Genomic DNA, 14063 nt, shown 5'->3' on the forward strand with positions numbered 1-14063 from the left:
CATCCGCAAACACGACCTCTTTTTCGCAGCTCTTCTGGCGACCCTCTGTGTCTTCGGGGCGGCTTCTCCATTTTTCGTCGTCATCTATCTCGCGGAGGTTCGTTCGTATGAATCCGTCAAGTTTTAAGGTTCCGGTTCGCCTGAATGCAAAAGCCTATGGGTGCCTAACCGCTATGGCTGAGAGCAAAGGTTACAAGCCATCAGCATTCGCGCAGATGCTTTTCGATGCGGCGTTTGCAGCTCGCGTCGGTCAAGAGCGCGGAAGCCCGGTTTCCGATCGCGAACTGGATCTGCATGTTCGGTTCGCTACGGCGATGGCGGATGGAGTTGGAGCGGCAACCTTGGAGCGGGCGGTTCTTCTGCTGGAAGGGCATCGCGCAAAAGCAGCCTCTCTATCTCGCACACGCAAGCTTGGAGGGCGGGTATGACCTCGGAGCTTGTCATTAAAATTACAGATATCGATGTGCGTGACCGCTTGCGCGAAGTTGACGCTGCTAAAGTTGAATCTCTTAAGCAGTCGTTTGCCGAGTTGGGCATGCGAACGCCGATTACGGTTCGTTTATCAGGCAAAAAGGTGCGGCCATATGCGCTATCAGCCGGTGCGCATCGTCTGGAAGCTGCTCGCCAGTTGGGCTGGGATGAAATTCCGGCTTATGTCCGCGATGAAAGCAAGCTTGACGCCGAATTGTGGGAAATTGATGAGAATCTCGCCCGTTCAGAGCTGTCGCCAGCCGATAGGGCGGTTTTTACGTTCCGCCGCAAGGAGCTGTATCTGCAGAAATATCCTGAAACCGGGCATGGCGGTGACAGGAAATCAAATGGCAAACAACGCCACTTGATCGATCGGGAAGAGCGTAAAAGCTTTGTGGCGGCAACTGCGGAACTGTCAGGGAAATCTGAGCGGACAATCCGGCAGGATGCTGAACGTGGTGAAAAGATCTGCGAAGCCGCAATTCGTCTTTTGCGTGGAACCCGCTTCAATAGCGGGGCGACACTCGACAAGCTTAAAAAGCTCCCCAGTGACGTGGCCCAGATCGCTCTTGTTGAGGGTCTGATTGCGGAAGATCGGCGCATTGCGGCTGAAAACAAGCAGGTGCGGGCGCACTCGCAAAAGGTGAAGCGCGCCGTCCGCGTGGCAAGAATGGCCCATATCGCTGAGAAAGGTGCGGCAACCGCTCCACAAGAACTGGGGCGGCGATACTCAATCTATTACGCTGATCCACCATGGAAATATGAGGTCTGGTCCGAAGAAACCGGCATGGATCGCAGCGCGGAAAACCATTATCCGACAATGGAAGTCGATGAGATTGTCGCTTTGTTCCATCGTCTCGGCATCGCAGATCATGAGTATCCGGCAATCATGTTCTTGTGGTGCACGAATGCGGGGTTGCGCACGCAGGGCATCCGTGTGCTGGAAGAATGCGGCTTCGACTATGTGCATCACTGGGTCTGGGACAAGGTGCATCAGGGCAACGGCCATTGGGGCTTTGATTGCCACGAATGTTTGTTGATTGGCCGGCGCGGTGATGTTGTGCCGCCGCTCAAGGGTACTCAGCCGCGCACGATCTATCAGGAAGCAAAAGGTAGACATTCTGCCAAACCAGCTTTTTTCGCAGAAACAATAGAGCGTATCTGGCCGGATCTGCCGAAACTTGAACTTTTCTGCCGCTCGCCGCGTCCAGGCTGGGATGCCTGGGGTTATGAAGCTTCGGGGAGGGTGGAAGAATGACCAATGCTGTCATGCCTGCCCGCAAGCGCAATATTTATCTGTCAGGACCGATGACGGGTTTGCCGGACTATAACTACCCGGCTTTTCACCGCGTCACGGCGCAGCTGCGAGCGTCCGGGCACCGCGTCTACAATCCTGCAGAGTTTCCACACGACGGCCCACCGGAAGAGTTTCCAATCAGGCGGGCGTTTGCATCCTACTGCAACTTTATCTGTCTGGAGGCTGACACCATCGTTTTGCTTCCGGGCTGGGAGCGTTCCAAGGGGGCGCTCGCGGAACGTCAGCTCGCGCTCAACTGCAGCCTAGAGATTATCGATTGGAGGGGCGAGATATGAACCCCGAAGCGATGGAATTGCATCGGATCCGGAGCAAGCTTGTCGGGCTGTCAGGGCAAAAATGGTACCGCTCCGCTGACGATCGCGGCCAATTTGTTGAGGCCAGAACGGAAATGGGCGAACTCAATGAGATCGCCCGCTTTCATCCCGGCGCGCTGCCGGAAGAAATCGACTTTGTTGTCGGTGCGCCTGAAATGGTTGCCTTCCTACTCCGACTTGTCGATCGAGCGATAGCGAAGGCCCGCAAGGACGCGCCGCGCCAGCAAAAGCAAAACAAACCCAAAGACTTCGCGGCGGAAGCTGCGATGAAATGTAACGAACCTGCGTTCAAGGTTTTCCTTGAGCAACAGCACGGCCTTGAGCGGCCATTAACCGATGATCGTGCGGCACACAGATTGCGCACGCTGCTTAGCATTACATCCAGAAGCGAACTCAATAGCGATACCGCCGCGGCGGATCGGTGGCGCTCATTGCGCGCCGGTTTCGAAGCGTGGCGAAGGGCGGGGTGAATATGGGATATCCAGTCAATTTCCATGGCACGAATATGAAGCTCAACCCGCCTCAAGGGTCTGAGAATGTCGAGCCTCTTCATACGTTTACGAACGGTGTCTGTTCTGTTTCGTGCTGGGAGCTTTCCGCTGAAGAGCTCGCCGAGGTCATACGCACGGGAAGAGTGTTCCTGTCCGTATTTTCGGGCCGCACACAAGCACCAGTGTTCGTTGGTAGTGAAGGTACTACCCGATCAGTTGTTGTCGATTTTGGCGGCGTATGGGCGCGCGGGAAGGGGGATAAGGGTGAGTAATCCTCGTCTATCCATCATCCCTGCAAGAGCCGCAACAGACCCGGCATTGAAGCCGCGCGACTTGCAAGTGCTATGCGTCCTCGGACGCCATACGGATGAATATGGTTGGTGTCGTCGCAGTCAGGTGAAAATGGCGGCAGAGATGAACTGTGGGCGCGCGACCGTATTCGACGCAATCAATCGCCTTATTGGAGCGGGTTATCTTGAGCGTCATGAGCAAGAAAGTGACAGCGGGCGTGATAGTGCGCACGTCTATCGCGTCATTCTTGATCCGAAGCACCCGGATCCGGCGTCAGTTCAAGATGCTGACGGACCCTGCCGGTATGTCGGCACCCCTGCCGGTATTTCGGCACCCCCTGCCGGTCTAGAACCGGCACCCCCTGCCGCCTCTGGACCGGCACCTATTAACGACCCTTATTTAACCTCCCCTTCAAACGAAGAAAAAAAAGAGCGCGCAAGCGAAAATATGGATGGGATTGAAAACCAATATACTGGCTCGCTGGACGACGATCCGAAAACTGCGGCGTTCGAGAAGCGGGTGATCCATTTTGTTAATGGCGTTGGCTTCCACGCCGGTATCTGGCCACGGTGGGATCACAACACAACGTTGGACTGGATCAAGCGGCAGTTCGCAGGATTGTCCCTTGTAGAACGCAAGGAAGCTGAGCGTTGGCGTGACGGGTATCTGCTGGATGCAGCTGAGCGGAAAGTGAAGCCGCAGCCTGTGGGTGCATTCTTTCGGGATCGGCTCTGGAATGCACTCGATCCAGAGATCCTGAAAAAGGCTGAGACTATGAAGGCCCAAGCTGCTCGTGCTGACGACGCGAAACCAGATGGCTGGGCGGCTGGGTATGGTCCTGTCGGAATGGCTCGTATGTTTGCTTATCTGCTGGATGGGCCTGCGGACGCCGAGTTGGCGAAAAACCCATTCCTGCTGCGTGCTCAGCTCGCCAAGGCATGGCCAGCACTCACACGCTTGCGTGAAGTACAGCAACAGCGCACTGGCACCGTGTTTCCGAAAGTCTGGCATTCAGCAGGTGAGCTAATGGAGCCTGTGCCGCAAGGGACGACGATGCTTTCAGCTTGGCGTGATGAGTTCAGGCGGCGTGCGTGGCCATGGCCTGCCGAGTTCGATCGCATGCAAGTCGTCTTTTGCCCGCGCGGTGGCCCTTCTGCCATCTACGATTTTGAAACTTCATTGAGGGGATTGGGTGAACATGATGGCAATTGATCAACGTCAGATCGATTTCGCGATCTCCATGCGTCCGACGCGGGAGCAGTCGGATGCTATCGATAGGGCGCAGGCTGAGTGCGCACGCATTGCGAAGATGAGGGCTGCGACTGCGGTTCGCGCAGGTGATGATTCGCCTTGGTTGGTGCTTCGAGTGATGACCGGGCGCGAAATTGCAGTTCGAGATGCGTTGACGGTGGCGGATGTCGAGGTGGTTGTCCCCATGAAGTTGGGGCCGAAGCTACGTCGTTTTCATAAGGAAATTCCACCAAAGCTCCAGCCGGTTATGGTCGGCTACATATTGGTGCGGTGTCGGTTGATCAATGAGGCATTGGCAGGTTTACTTACGTTCGACCATGTCGTTGGTGTATTGGGCGGCTACGAAAAGCCATATCTGGTTGAAGCCACACACGTTAATGATTTCAATGAGAAAGCGGATAAAGGTGAATTCAATCATGAGGTTCCCCAGTCAGTGTTCGTCGGTGTAAAACGGGTCGCTATTCGCGATGGAATATTTGCTGGAAGAACTGCGGAACTAGTATCAGGTGGAGTGAAAGGCAAAGGCGTTGCCGTCGTCGAATTGATGCTGTTTGGTCAGGCGACACCCATGATCATGCCACTTGCATTTCTTTCTCCGTTATGAGCGTAATCCTGTCACGGGATGATCCGGTAGAGAATAGTGAGCCTCAAGACACGGTAAAACGTGGGGACTAGTTCCTGAGGTGGTCGCGCTCGGACCCCGCCCTGACTGCCAGCGTGGCAGATATCGATTCAGGGCCAGTGCGCAAGCTATGTCCAGAAATCACGAACGATGATGAGCGCTCATGTGGCGCTCGTTCCATTTGTATATGAGGGCTGAATTGATCCGGCGTATTGAGCGCGAGCGTGACGCAGGCGCGCCTTGGCGCAAATGGTACAAGACCTCGCGTTGGCAGAAGCTTCGATGGACAATCCTGCAGCGCGATCTGTTTACCTGTCAGATGCTTGGCTGCGGTCGCATCGAAGCCCAAACTTCCAAACTGGTATGCGATCACATTGACCCGCATCGCGGCGATGAGCGCAAGTTCTGGGATGAGCGCAACCTGCATTGCATCTGCAAGACATGCCACGACAGCGAAAAGCAGAAACAAGAGCAGGCCAGTCTGCGCCATCGTGGTGTGTGGGACTAATTTGGATCAACCATTCCTAATTCGGGCACAGTATTCTGTTCAACGGGCGCAGGTATCATCGCTAATCTGGTCTCGATCCATTCCAGCTGATCAGCGATATCTTTGCTTTGGGCGGCCTGCACCAAAAGTATGATCGCCTGTAACAGCATGGCACCTAATGCAAGCATTCCAATGTACGGACTATCTTTATTGACGAAAATTGAGATGCCTACACTTGCTGCTGTGACCGCCATTGCTAAGAACAGTCCGGTATTGGTCCAACCGATTACGTTTCTGAACATCTTGCCCCCTGAATAAATTGACGGTGTTCATACCAGATAACAATGAACGATTGGTTCGTATTGGTGGGGGGTGGGTCAAAAGTCAGAAGCCCTCTTCATCCCAGACCCGCGTCCCCCTCACGCAGAGGTTTTTTTCCTGTCATGAGTGATTTTTCCGGCAAGTCGGACGATGGAAAGCTGGAAACCGACCTCTTCGGCGCTCCTATCGGGCAGATCAAGGAGCGGTGGGGTAGGCCATCGTTCGCAAAAAGCAAAGAAAACCAAGAGCTTGTGGCGCTTCTAAAGGCTGCCAACTGGACGGTTTCCCGCATCGCCCGTCATCTGGGCTGCGATGAAAAGACTTTGCGAAAACATTTTTCCCGCGAGCTTGAGCAGGGTGCGGACATTATCGAGGCCATGGCTTTGCAGGTGACGCTCCAGAAAATGCGACAGGGTAACTCGGTTGCGACGGGTCGCATCCTCGACATCACCGAAAAGGCAAATCTCACGATTCCGCCAGCAAAACCGAAGTCGGCGGCTGACGATGAGAGACCGGGCAAAAAAGAGCAGGCGAACATTGATGCGCAAACGGCTCATCAAGACAGTGAGTGGGGAACGATCCTGCAATGACAAAATCTCTTGATGAGCTTCGTTCGTCGGGCGCTCGCTGGAATTTTGCTTGTCCGGATTGGTTTGAGCGCCTTCAGGCTGGCAAATCTCCAATCCCTGATTTGCCGCTCGACAAGGAAAAGGCAGATCGTGGCGAGCGCATTTTCAGCAAACTGCGTTTGCCTGACGTTGACGACAAGCCCTTGCTGCGCGATGCGTGCGGCCAGTGGTTCAAGGATATCGTCCGCGTTGTCATGGGGTCGGTGGATGATGACAATGTCCGCCATGTCTCCGAGATTTTCGCGCTCGTGGGCAAGAAGAACTCCAAGACTACCTATTCCGGTGGCCTCATTCTGACACTGTTGCTCGCGAACAAGACGCCTCGCGCCGAAATCCTGTTCGTTGGTCCGACACAGGAAATTGCCGATACGGCCTTTCAAGCTGCAGTCGGCATGATCGAGGAAGATGAGGAAGGGTTTCTACAGAAGCGCTTCCACGTGATGGAGCATAAAAAGACCATCCGTGACCGGGTGACGAAGGCGTTCATCAAGATCAAGACGTTCGACATGAAGGTCATGACCGGCTCGAAACCCGTCATCGTCCTGATTGATGAGCTGCATATCATGGGTTCCATCCATTATGCCAGCCGCGTCATTCGTCAGATCCGGGGTGCACTTGTCCGCCGCAAGGATAGCCTGCTTATCATCATTTCCACGCAGAGCGATGAACAGCCAGCCGGTGCATTCAAAACCGAGCTGGAATATGCGCGTGGGGTTCGGGACGGCAAGATCACCGGCAATGTCCGGATGCTTCCAATCCTGTACGAGTTCCCGGAAAAGTGGCAGGTCGATGAGAAGAACAAGCCATGGGCCGACCCGCGAAACTGGCATCTGGTCATGCCGAACCTTGGCCTGTCGCTCGACATCGACACGATGGTCGCCGATTTCGAGGCAGAGCAGCGCAAGGGCAGTGAATCCGAAATCCTCTGGGCTTCGCAGCATCTGAATGTTCAGGTGGGTATGGCGCTCCACGGCGACCGATGGGGTGGGGCGGATTTCTGGCTACAAGCTTCACAGCCAAAAGTGACGCTCGATTTCATTCTGGAGCGTTGCGAGGTTTGCACGGCTGGCGCTGACGGTGGTTCACTCGACGACTTGTTCGGACTTGCCATATTCGGGCGCGAGAAGGTGACGCGACGTTGGTATGCATGGTTTCATGCCTGGGCGCATCCTATCGCGCTGGAGCGCCGCAAGGAGATTGCCGAAAGGTTGCGCGATTTCGAGAAAGAGGGATCGCTCACAATCAGCAAGGACACGACCCAGCATCTGCGCGAAATCGTTGCCATAATAAGCAGGGTCAAGTCTTCGGGGCTATTTCCTGAGAAAAGTGCCATCGGTATCGATCCCAACAATATCGCAGAACTGGTCGATGAACTGGCCCTTGCCGGTATTGATACCGACAAGGAAATGGTTCGGCTACGGCAAGGATCGTGGCTCGCATCTGCCGTCTATGGGCTTGAGCGAAAGCTTGAGAATGGTTCGATCTGCCACGATGGCAGCGAGCTTATGAAATGGTGCGTCAGCAACGCCAAGGTCGAGCGCAAGGGCAACGCCGACATGATCACCAAGCAGAATGCGGGCATCGCGAAGATTGATCCGCTGATTGCAGGGATACATGCGGCAATTCTCATGAGCTGGAACCCGGAAGCTTCTGGCGGACACCTCAATGATTTCCTCTCTAACCCGGTAATGGTCGGAGTCTAATGGCTAATCGCAAAAAGACGCGAAACCGGAAGCCCAGCTTACCGGCCAATATGACGCGCGAGGAAACCATCGCCAAGGAACGTCGGCTTACGCTGAAAAACGGTTCCGGCTGGGCGGCTGCTTTCGGAACCGGGAATCATGCGGGGAAAAGTGTCAACCTTCATTCCGTGTTGCAGCTAGCCACGGCGTGGGCGTGCATCCGACTGACAGCGCAGGCTGTTTCCTGTCTCCCATTGGCGATGTACGAGAAACGGGGCAATGATGACCGCGTTCGCGTCGATGACGATCTGTCAGACGTGATTTGCGATTCCCCGAACGAAGATCAGACGGCGCTAGAATACTGGGAAACGATGGTCGCTTGGATGGCAGCGACCGGAAACGCCTATTCAGTTAGAGAGGATAGCGCCCGTCGGCTTGTTGCACTTCAACCTGTTGCCAGCACGCACTGCTTTCCGTTTCGCAATAGCGATGGTGATTTGCAGTATAACGTCAATGATCGCGGCAAATCGGAGATCCTGCCCCGCGAGAAGGTTTTCCATCTCAAGGGATTTGGTTTCGGCGGCGATATGGGGCTATCGCCGATCCAGTTCGGCACCCAGTCTTTCGGATCGGCAATCGCGCTCGATGAGGCGCGCGGCAAGCTTTACGGGAACGGTTTGCAGGCAAGTGGTGTCCTCTCTTCTGATAAGACGCTCGACAAGGATCAGCGTGAGCAGCTTCAGGCGATCATGGAAAAGTTTGTCGGTTCCCGGAACGCTGGCAAGCTCATGGTTCTCGAAGCCGGTCTGAAATATGACCGTTTGGCGCTGTCGCCGGTTGATGCGCAGATGCTGGAAAATGCCCGCTTCAGCGTGGAAGAAATGTGCCGTTGGTGGGGAATGCCGCCAATCATCATCGGACATGCGGCGCAAGGTCAGACAATGTGGGGATCGGGCGTTGAACAGATCCTGCTGACATGGCTGACGCTCGGCATCGATCCACTTTGTGACCGTATCGAAGCTCGCATCAAAAAACAGCTTATCCGCCCAACCGGCAATCGTCATCGCTATGCTGAGTTCAACCGCGAAGCCCTGCTTCAGATGGATAGCAAGTCCAAGGCGGCGTTCCTCTCGACCATGACCCAGAACGGCCTGATGACCCGCAATGAGGGCAGGGCGAAACTGAACCTGCCGCGAAAAGATGGCGGCGACGAACTAACTGCGCAAACCAATCTTGCCCCGCTTCACCAGCTCGGCACCGCGAACGATAACAATGCTGCACGCGCAGCTATGCGGGCTTGGCTGGGAATACAGGCAGAGCAGAGCCAAGAAAGGCATTCCAATGACGATGCGTAACCTGCCTTCCGCCAAGGTGAATGCTCGACCTGGCTTAAGGTCGGAAATGGCTCCGTCGGCGCTGGATCGCTGGAACAGCGGTGTGAAAGCTGCCAGCGAGGATGACAACACAATTTCCATCCTCGATCCGATTGGCGAGGACTGGTACGGGAATGGCGTCACATCCAAGCGGGTTTCTGCCGCACTGCGAGCCATCGGCAAGAAGGACGTTACTGTCTCGATCAACTCGCCCGGTGGCGACTATTTCGAGGGTCTGGCGATTTACAATCTGCTTCGTGACCATCCAGCGAAAGTGACGGTCAAGATTGTCGGCATTGCCGCCTCGGCTGCATCGGTTATCGCCATGGCAGCGGATGAAGTCCAGATTGCCCGCGCCGGTTTCATCATGATCCATAATACATGGGTCGTTGGGGCGGGGGATCGTCACGCGCTGCGTGATATTGCGGACTGGCTTGAACCGTTCGATATGACCGCCATCGACATTTACGCGGCTCGCACCGGCCTTGACGAAAAGGACATCGCCGGGATGCTCGACCGTGAAACCTGGATCGGCGGCGCTGATGCCGTCGATAGAGGTTTTGCTGACAGCTTGTTGTCGGCAGACGAAATCGAGAGCCGTGCCGCACAATCGCACGATGAGCGACCGAAAGCGGCTGCACATAAGCTCGATACGCTTCTTGCAAGGTTGAACGTACCGCGATCCGAGCGGCGCGAACTCATCCAAGCTTTGAAAGGCGGTAAGCCCAGCGCTACCGCAGCCGGCATGCAGGACGCTGCCGTTATATCGGAGGTTTCGAACCTCCTCGCATCCCTGAAATCCATTTAGGACAGCCAAGGAGGCTATCATGTCCAAGCATTTCATGCCGTCAGTTGCACTGGCGGCACTCATGGCCGCACGTCCTGCCGGTATTATCGGTACTGTGCGCAATGAATCGCAGAACATTGAAAAACTGCTCGGCGAAGTGAAGCAGGAGCTTGAGCGCGTCGGAAGTAACGTCAAGCAGACTGCCGAAGAGGCACTGAAGCAGGCGAAGGAGTCCGGCACTCTTACCGCCGAGACCAAACAGAAAGCCGATGAGCTGCTGATGGCGCAGGGCAGGCTTTCTGCGGCTCAAGACAAGCTTACCGAACGGCTGGAATCGCTCGAAACCAAGAGCACGGATATCGAGCAGCGAATGGCTTCCCGACGTGGTGGCGGTGGCGATAGTGGCGTCAAGTCGCTCGGTCAGATGGTGGGTGCCTCTGATGATCTGAAGAACTTTGTTGCTGTGCGCGGTGCCAAGGGTTCCGTTCGCGTCGTGGTCAAAAACGCTATCACCTCGGCTACCGGGTCGGCGGGCGCTTTGATCGTGCCTGAACGGGACACTGAAATTGTTGGCATGCCCAAGCGCCAGATGACCATTCGTCAGTTGCTTTCTGTTGGGCCAACTACCAGCAATTCGATCGAATATGCGCGGATGGTCACACGCACCAACAATGCAGCTGCTACCGCGGAAACTGCACAGAAACCGGAATCGAACTATGTCTGGGAACAGGACGATGCGCCGGTTCGCACCATTGCTCACTGGGTTCCGGTTTCCCGGCAGGCCATGGACGATATTCCGCAGCTGGAAAGCGAGATTGATGGCGAGCTCCGCTACGGTCTGGATCTGGTCGAAGAAGCGGAAATTCTCAAGGGTGACGGCACTGGTCAGCATCTGCATGGGCTCGTTCCGCAGGCGACTGCATATGCCAATCCCGGCGTAACCGTCATCAATCCAACCAAGATCGATATTCTGCGCCTCGCAATCCTTCAGGCATCGCTTGCAGAATATCCTGCTGACGGCATCGTCCTTCACCCGACGGACTGGGCTGACATCGAACTGACGAAGGACGGTGAAAATCGTTACATCTTCGCCAATGTCATCCAGCTTGCTGGTCCGCAGCTCTGGGGCCGTCCTGTTATCGGAACACAGGCCATGGATCTGGATGAGTTCCTTGTCGGTGCTTTCCGTACAGCTGCGAAAATCTGGGACCGGATGGATATCGAAGTCCTGATCTCGTCCGAGGATCGCGACAACTTCATCAAGAATATGCTCACGGTTCGTGCCGAAAAGCGTCTGGCTCTTGCAGTCAAGCGCCCTGGTGCTCTGGTGACGGGCGATTTCACAACCGCTCTCACGCCGTAAGCCGGAAAACGTCAAGCTTTTGGCTCATCAAGGCGGGCAGTGAAAACTGCCCGCTCTATGAACCAAAGGAGAAGTTCCATGCACCTGAAAGCAATCCGTGGCAGTTTCGGCGACTTTGGTCGCGTCCAGAAAGGCCAGATACTCCAGAATGTCGCAAAAACTGTTGCCGAGAAACTCATCAAGAGCGGCGCTTACGTCGAGGCGACAGCTAACGATATCAGGGCCGCAGGCAGCCGCACGGAACTGGGTATTCTGGATGCCAAGGCTCTGTTGTTGAAATCAGCCGCCGCGCCGGAAAGCGATCTGGAGCGTGATCTTGCCAATGCCAAGACTGAAATCGAGGCTGCGAATGCCAAGGCAAAAACGGCGGAAGACGCTCTCGCACAGTTCCGGACGGAAGCCGAGACGGAAATCAACAATCTGAAGGTGGCCGTTTCTGAGGCCTCATCTGAAAAAGGTAGGGCCAAGCTCGAATCCGATAGTCGCATCAAAACCTTGGAAGATGATTTGGCAACGATTTCCAAGGAATACGAAAAGTACAAGCAGGATGCCGAGGCGCGCATTGCTGACATGGAAGTTGCGGCCAAGGCGGATCGCGAAGCGCTGGAGGCCTTGACGGCGCCGAAGTCGCAGGACGGGGCGGGCGAGCCTCAGAAAAGCAAATCCGACAAGTAACGGGTAGGGACAATGGATCACCGCGTCAGCGTCATCGTAGCGCCTGCACCCTTCGTGTCGTGGGAAGAAATGCAGACCCATGGCAAGATAGAGGAAGAGAGCGACCAGACCTATGTCGAAACTCTTATCTCTGCGGCGACGACATGGCTCGACGGTGCAACCGGATGGCTGGGCCGTTCATTAGGTGTGCAGGTTCTTGAATTTGCTGGATGCGGCTGGCCGCAATCTGTGCTCTGCCTGCCGTTCGGACCCGTCATAGAGATTGTGAGTGTCAGTTATATTGATCCGAACGGTGATGAACAGTCTTTGCCATTGCCATTTCCAGATGACGTTTCCGATCTGCCGGATGTTCGCGGCAATCCGGGTGATGTGAGGATTCGATATCGAGCTGGTTACGGAAAGCAGGATCCGGTTGATCCATTGAAATGGATCAACACTGTGCCCGATCCTATCCGCGTTGCAGTGATGATGCTGGTTTCGCAGTGGTACGAAAATCGGCAGGGCCTCACAGTTGGTCAGACAGTTGGCGAACTTCCTTTTGCTGTTCGTGTTCTGGTGCAGCCTTACAGGATTTATCGATAATGGATAATCCCGGAAAACTGAACCGGCGCGTCGAGTTTGATGCGCCGACTATTATTCCAGACGGGCATGGCGGGGGTGAAACCGGTTGGACGGTTCCCGGTGACGCTGTGATGTTATGGGCAAATTTCCGCTTTCTGCGAGGCGGTGAGACCGTGCAAGCGGCGCGACTGGAAGGCAAGCAACCTGTCGTCGTTACCGTTAGAAACTGCACGCAAGCTCGGCAGATTGACACGAGCTGGCGAATGCGCGCCTCGCGAGATGGCACTCATTATAATATTAGGTCTGGTCCCGTCGAAACTGATGACCGTTTGTATCTTGAATTTACGGTTGAGAGCGGAGTGGCGATATGAGTGTTTCGGTGGCTCTTCAGGATTTCATTCTCGCCAAACTGTTAGCGGATTCGACTGTGGCGTCACTTGTGGCTAATCGAATCTGGGATGGGCCTCAGCCTAATCCGGAATTTCCTTACATTAGTATTGGAGCTTCCGAATTCACCCCCGATGACGCTGACTGCATCGATATGCGCGAGGAAACCATCCAGATTGATTGTTGGTCTCGTGAGCAGGGTCGCAAGTGGCCCTGCCGTCAGATAGTCGATGCAGTGGTGAACGCGCTTCGCCATGCTGATGGTGATTTGTCGAATGGTGCTTTGGTCGAAACCCGGATCAATCTTGCGCGGGTCATAGATGATCCTGACGGGATTATGGCCCATGGGATCGTTCAGTTCACCGCGATTATAGAGGGGTAACCCGATGCCATGGGTTCGTTTTACGGCGGACTTCGACTGGAAGCCCATGCCACAGGTGACTGTCGCCTATCGCAAAGGCCAATGCCGTCTCGTTACAACGCCTTGCGCCAATGCAGCCGTTGCCAAGGGCGTTGCAGAGAAAATGAAAACACCGGGAAAAGACAATGGCACCAAAATCAAAAGTTCTCGGACTTGAAAGCCTGAAGCGCAAGCTTCTCGCCATTCCCGAACAAGCAAAGGCCGAAATTCGCAAGGCGATGGAAACGTCAGCGGAGGAAATAGTTAGGTTCGCGAAAAGCCTCGCTCCTGTCGATACCGGCGACCTTCAGATGAGCATTTCGTGGACTTGGGGCGATGCACCTGAAGGTACGATGATCCTTGGCCGTGTCGTCGGAGACAAGAATGATCTCGTTATCACGATCTATGCCGGTGGAAGTGAAGCCTACTGGGCGCGTTGGGTGGAGTTCGGAACCTCGAAGATGAAGGCGCAGCCATTCTTTCTTCCAGCGTATAGAGCGAACCGCAAACGTGCTCGTGCCCGCATAAGTCGAGGCATTAATAAGGCTGGGAAGAAAGTCGCAGCCAGCCGCTAACAACATCACAGAATAAGATCGGATCCCGGTCTTTTAGCGCCCGCCCTTTGTGGCGGCTTTTCTTT

17 protein-coding genes are annotated in these 14063 nt (G+C 55.2%); 16 read left to right on the forward strand and 1 reads right to left on the reverse strand.

What is annotated here, in order from left to right:
• Nucleotides 1-173 precede the first annotated feature (173 nt).
• The 7 genes from KWJ32_RS01345 to KWJ32_RS01375 all read left to right on the forward strand — a co-directional run bounded on the left by KWJ32_RS01345 (nt 174) and on the right by KWJ32_RS01375 (nt 5266).
• Nucleotides 174-428 carry a hypothetical protein gene (locus KWJ32_RS01345; protein WP_151609428.1) on the forward strand — a complete coding sequence of 85 codons (255 nt, stop codon included), beginning with the start codon at nt 174-176 and terminating at the stop codon, nt 426-428.
• On the forward strand, nt 425-1729 hold the full coding sequence (locus tag KWJ32_RS01350; RefSeq protein WP_151609429.1) for an MT-A70 family methyltransferase: 1305 nt from the start codon (nt 425-427) through the stop codon (nt 1727-1729). Before KWJ32_RS01345 ends, KWJ32_RS01350 begins: the two co-directional genes overlap by 4 nt.
• Entirely contained in the window at nt 1726-2064 is a 339-nt protein-coding gene (locus KWJ32_RS01355; protein WP_151609431.1) for a DUF4406 domain-containing protein, read from the forward strand. Before KWJ32_RS01350 ends, KWJ32_RS01355 begins: the two co-directional genes overlap by 4 nt.
• A complete protein-coding gene (locus KWJ32_RS01360; protein ID WP_151609433.1) occupies nt 2061-2573 on the forward strand; it encodes a hypothetical protein in 513 nt (170 codons plus the stop codon). The genes KWJ32_RS01355 and KWJ32_RS01360 overlap by 4 nt, the downstream gene beginning before the upstream one ends.
• A gap of 285 nt (nt 2574-2858) precedes the next feature.
• Nucleotides 2859-4097, forward strand: coding sequence for a helix-turn-helix domain-containing protein (locus KWJ32_RS01365; protein WP_192799822.1), 1239 nt, complete (start codon nt 2859-2861; stop codon nt 4095-4097).
• The gene (locus KWJ32_RS01370; RefSeq protein ID WP_151609435.1) at nt 4084-4740 is read left to right on the forward strand and encodes a transcription termination/antitermination NusG family protein; all 657 of its coding nucleotides are present in this window, start codon (nt 4084-4086) and stop codon (nt 4738-4740) included. The genes KWJ32_RS01365 and KWJ32_RS01370 overlap by 14 nt, the downstream gene beginning before the upstream one ends.
• Before the next feature lie 217 nt (nt 4741-4957).
• Nucleotides 4958-5266, forward strand: a complete 309-nt coding sequence (locus KWJ32_RS01375) for an HNH endonuclease signature motif containing protein (protein ID WP_231771548.1) — start codon at nt 4958-4960, stop codon at nt 5264-5266.
• Here KWJ32_RS01375 and KWJ32_RS01380 read toward each other — a convergent pair.
• Nucleotides 5263-5547: a hypothetical protein gene (locus KWJ32_RS01380; protein ID WP_151609439.1), complete on the reverse strand. Its 285-nt coding sequence runs from the start codon at nt 5545-5547 to the stop codon at nt 5263-5265. The two genes, KWJ32_RS01375 and KWJ32_RS01380, sit on opposite strands and share 4 nt — an antisense overlap.
• A gap of 141 nt (nt 5548-5688) precedes the next feature.
• On the opposite strand from KWJ32_RS01380, the gene KWJ32_RS01385 reads away from it, so the two are divergent.
• The 9 genes from KWJ32_RS01385 to KWJ32_RS01425 all read left to right on the forward strand — a co-directional run bounded on the left by KWJ32_RS01385 (nt 5689) and on the right by KWJ32_RS01425 (nt 13998).
• Entirely contained in the window at nt 5689-6156 is a 468-nt protein-coding gene (locus KWJ32_RS01385; protein ID WP_151609441.1) for a helix-turn-helix domain-containing protein, read from the forward strand.
• Entirely contained in the window at nt 6153-7898 is a 1746-nt protein-coding gene (locus tag KWJ32_RS01390) for a terminase large subunit (protein WP_151609442.1), read from the forward strand. Before KWJ32_RS01385 ends, KWJ32_RS01390 begins: the two co-directional genes overlap by 4 nt.
• Entirely contained in the window at nt 7898-9232 is a 1335-nt protein-coding gene (locus tag KWJ32_RS01395) for a phage portal protein (protein ID WP_231771549.1), read from the forward strand. Before KWJ32_RS01390 ends, KWJ32_RS01395 begins: the two co-directional genes overlap by 1 nt.
• Entirely contained in the window at nt 9219-10058 is an 840-nt protein-coding gene (locus KWJ32_RS01400; RefSeq protein WP_151609444.1) for a head maturation protease, ClpP-related, read from the forward strand. Before KWJ32_RS01395 ends, KWJ32_RS01400 begins: the two co-directional genes overlap by 14 nt.
• A 19-nt stretch (nt 10059-10077) precedes the next feature.
• Nucleotides 10078-11400 carry a phage major capsid protein gene (locus tag KWJ32_RS01405; protein WP_151609445.1) on the forward strand — a complete coding sequence of 441 codons (1323 nt, stop codon included), beginning with the start codon at nt 10078-10080 and terminating at the stop codon, nt 11398-11400.
• A 78-nt stretch (nt 11401-11478) separates the two neighbouring features.
• Nucleotides 11479-12075 (forward strand): hypothetical protein, encoded by a 597-nt coding sequence (locus KWJ32_RS01410; protein ID WP_151609446.1) that lies wholly within the window; start codon nt 11479-11481, stop codon nt 12073-12075.
• 12 nt (nt 12076-12087) lie between these two features.
• Nucleotides 12088-12657, forward strand: a complete 570-nt coding sequence (locus KWJ32_RS01415; RefSeq protein ID WP_151609447.1) for a head-tail connector protein — start codon at nt 12088-12090, stop codon at nt 12655-12657.
• A gap of 346 nt (nt 12658-13003) precedes the next feature.
• Nucleotides 13004-13405: a DUF3168 domain-containing protein gene (locus KWJ32_RS01420; protein WP_151609449.1), complete on the forward strand. Its 402-nt coding sequence runs from the start codon at nt 13004-13006 to the stop codon at nt 13403-13405.
• A gap of 164 nt (nt 13406-13569) precedes the next feature.
• On the forward strand, nt 13570-13998 hold the full coding sequence (locus tag KWJ32_RS01425) for an HK97-gp10 family putative phage morphogenesis protein (RefSeq protein WP_151609452.1): 429 nt from the start codon (nt 13570-13572) through the stop codon (nt 13996-13998).
• Nucleotides 13999-14063 lie beyond the last annotated feature (65 nt).

Source organism: Ochrobactrum sp. BTU2, from assembly GCF_024539785.1.
GTDB lineage: Bacteria > Pseudomonadota > Alphaproteobacteria > Rhizobiales > Rhizobiaceae > Brucella > Brucella anthropi.

What these genes read in the sequence shown, in the direction of transcription:
- KWJ32_RS01345 (WP_151609428.1), top strand. Translation starts at nt 174, where the DNA reads ATGGCTGAGAGCAAAGGTTACAAGCCATCAGCATTCGCGCAGATGCTT.
- KWJ32_RS01350 (WP_151609429.1), top strand. Translation starts at nt 425, where the DNA reads ATGACCTCGGAGCTTGTCATTAAAATTACAGATATCGATGTGCGTGAC.
- KWJ32_RS01355 (WP_151609431.1), top strand. Translation starts at nt 1,726, where the DNA reads ATGACCAATGCTGTCATGCCTGCCCGCAAGCGCAATATTTATCTGTCA.
- KWJ32_RS01360 (WP_151609433.1), top strand. Translation starts at nt 2,061, where the DNA reads ATGAACCCCGAAGCGATGGAATTGCATCGGATCCGGAGCAAGCTTGTC.
- KWJ32_RS01370 (WP_151609435.1), top strand. Translation starts at nt 4,084, where the DNA reads ATGATGGCAATTGATCAACGTCAGATCGATTTCGCGATCTCCATGCGT.
- KWJ32_RS01380 (WP_151609439.1), bottom strand. Translation starts at nt 5,547, where the DNA reads ATGTTCAGAAACGTAATCGGTTGGACCAATACCGGACTGTTCTTAGCA.
- KWJ32_RS01385 (WP_151609441.1), top strand. Translation starts at nt 5,689, where the DNA reads ATGAGTGATTTTTCCGGCAAGTCGGACGATGGAAAGCTGGAAACCGAC.
- KWJ32_RS01390 (WP_151609442.1), top strand. Translation starts at nt 6,153, where the DNA reads ATGACAAAATCTCTTGATGAGCTTCGTTCGTCGGGCGCTCGCTGGAAT.
- KWJ32_RS01395 (WP_231771549.1), top strand. Translation starts at nt 7,898, where the DNA reads ATGGCTAATCGCAAAAAGACGCGAAACCGGAAGCCCAGCTTACCGGCC.
- KWJ32_RS01400 (WP_151609444.1), top strand. Translation starts at nt 9,219, where the DNA reads ATGACGATGCGTAACCTGCCTTCCGCCAAGGTGAATGCTCGACCTGGC.
- KWJ32_RS01405 (WP_151609445.1), top strand. Translation starts at nt 10,078, where the DNA reads ATGTCCAAGCATTTCATGCCGTCAGTTGCACTGGCGGCACTCATGGCC.
- KWJ32_RS01410 (WP_151609446.1), top strand. Translation starts at nt 11,479, where the DNA reads ATGCACCTGAAAGCAATCCGTGGCAGTTTCGGCGACTTTGGTCGCGTC.
- KWJ32_RS01415 (WP_151609447.1), top strand. Translation starts at nt 12,088, where the DNA reads ATGGATCACCGCGTCAGCGTCATCGTAGCGCCTGCACCCTTCGTGTCG.
- KWJ32_RS01420 (WP_151609449.1), top strand. Translation starts at nt 13,004, where the DNA reads ATGAGTGTTTCGGTGGCTCTTCAGGATTTCATTCTCGCCAAACTGTTA.
- KWJ32_RS01425 (WP_151609452.1), top strand. Translation starts at nt 13,570, where the DNA reads ATGGCACCAAAATCAAAAGTTCTCGGACTTGAAAGCCTGAAGCGCAAG.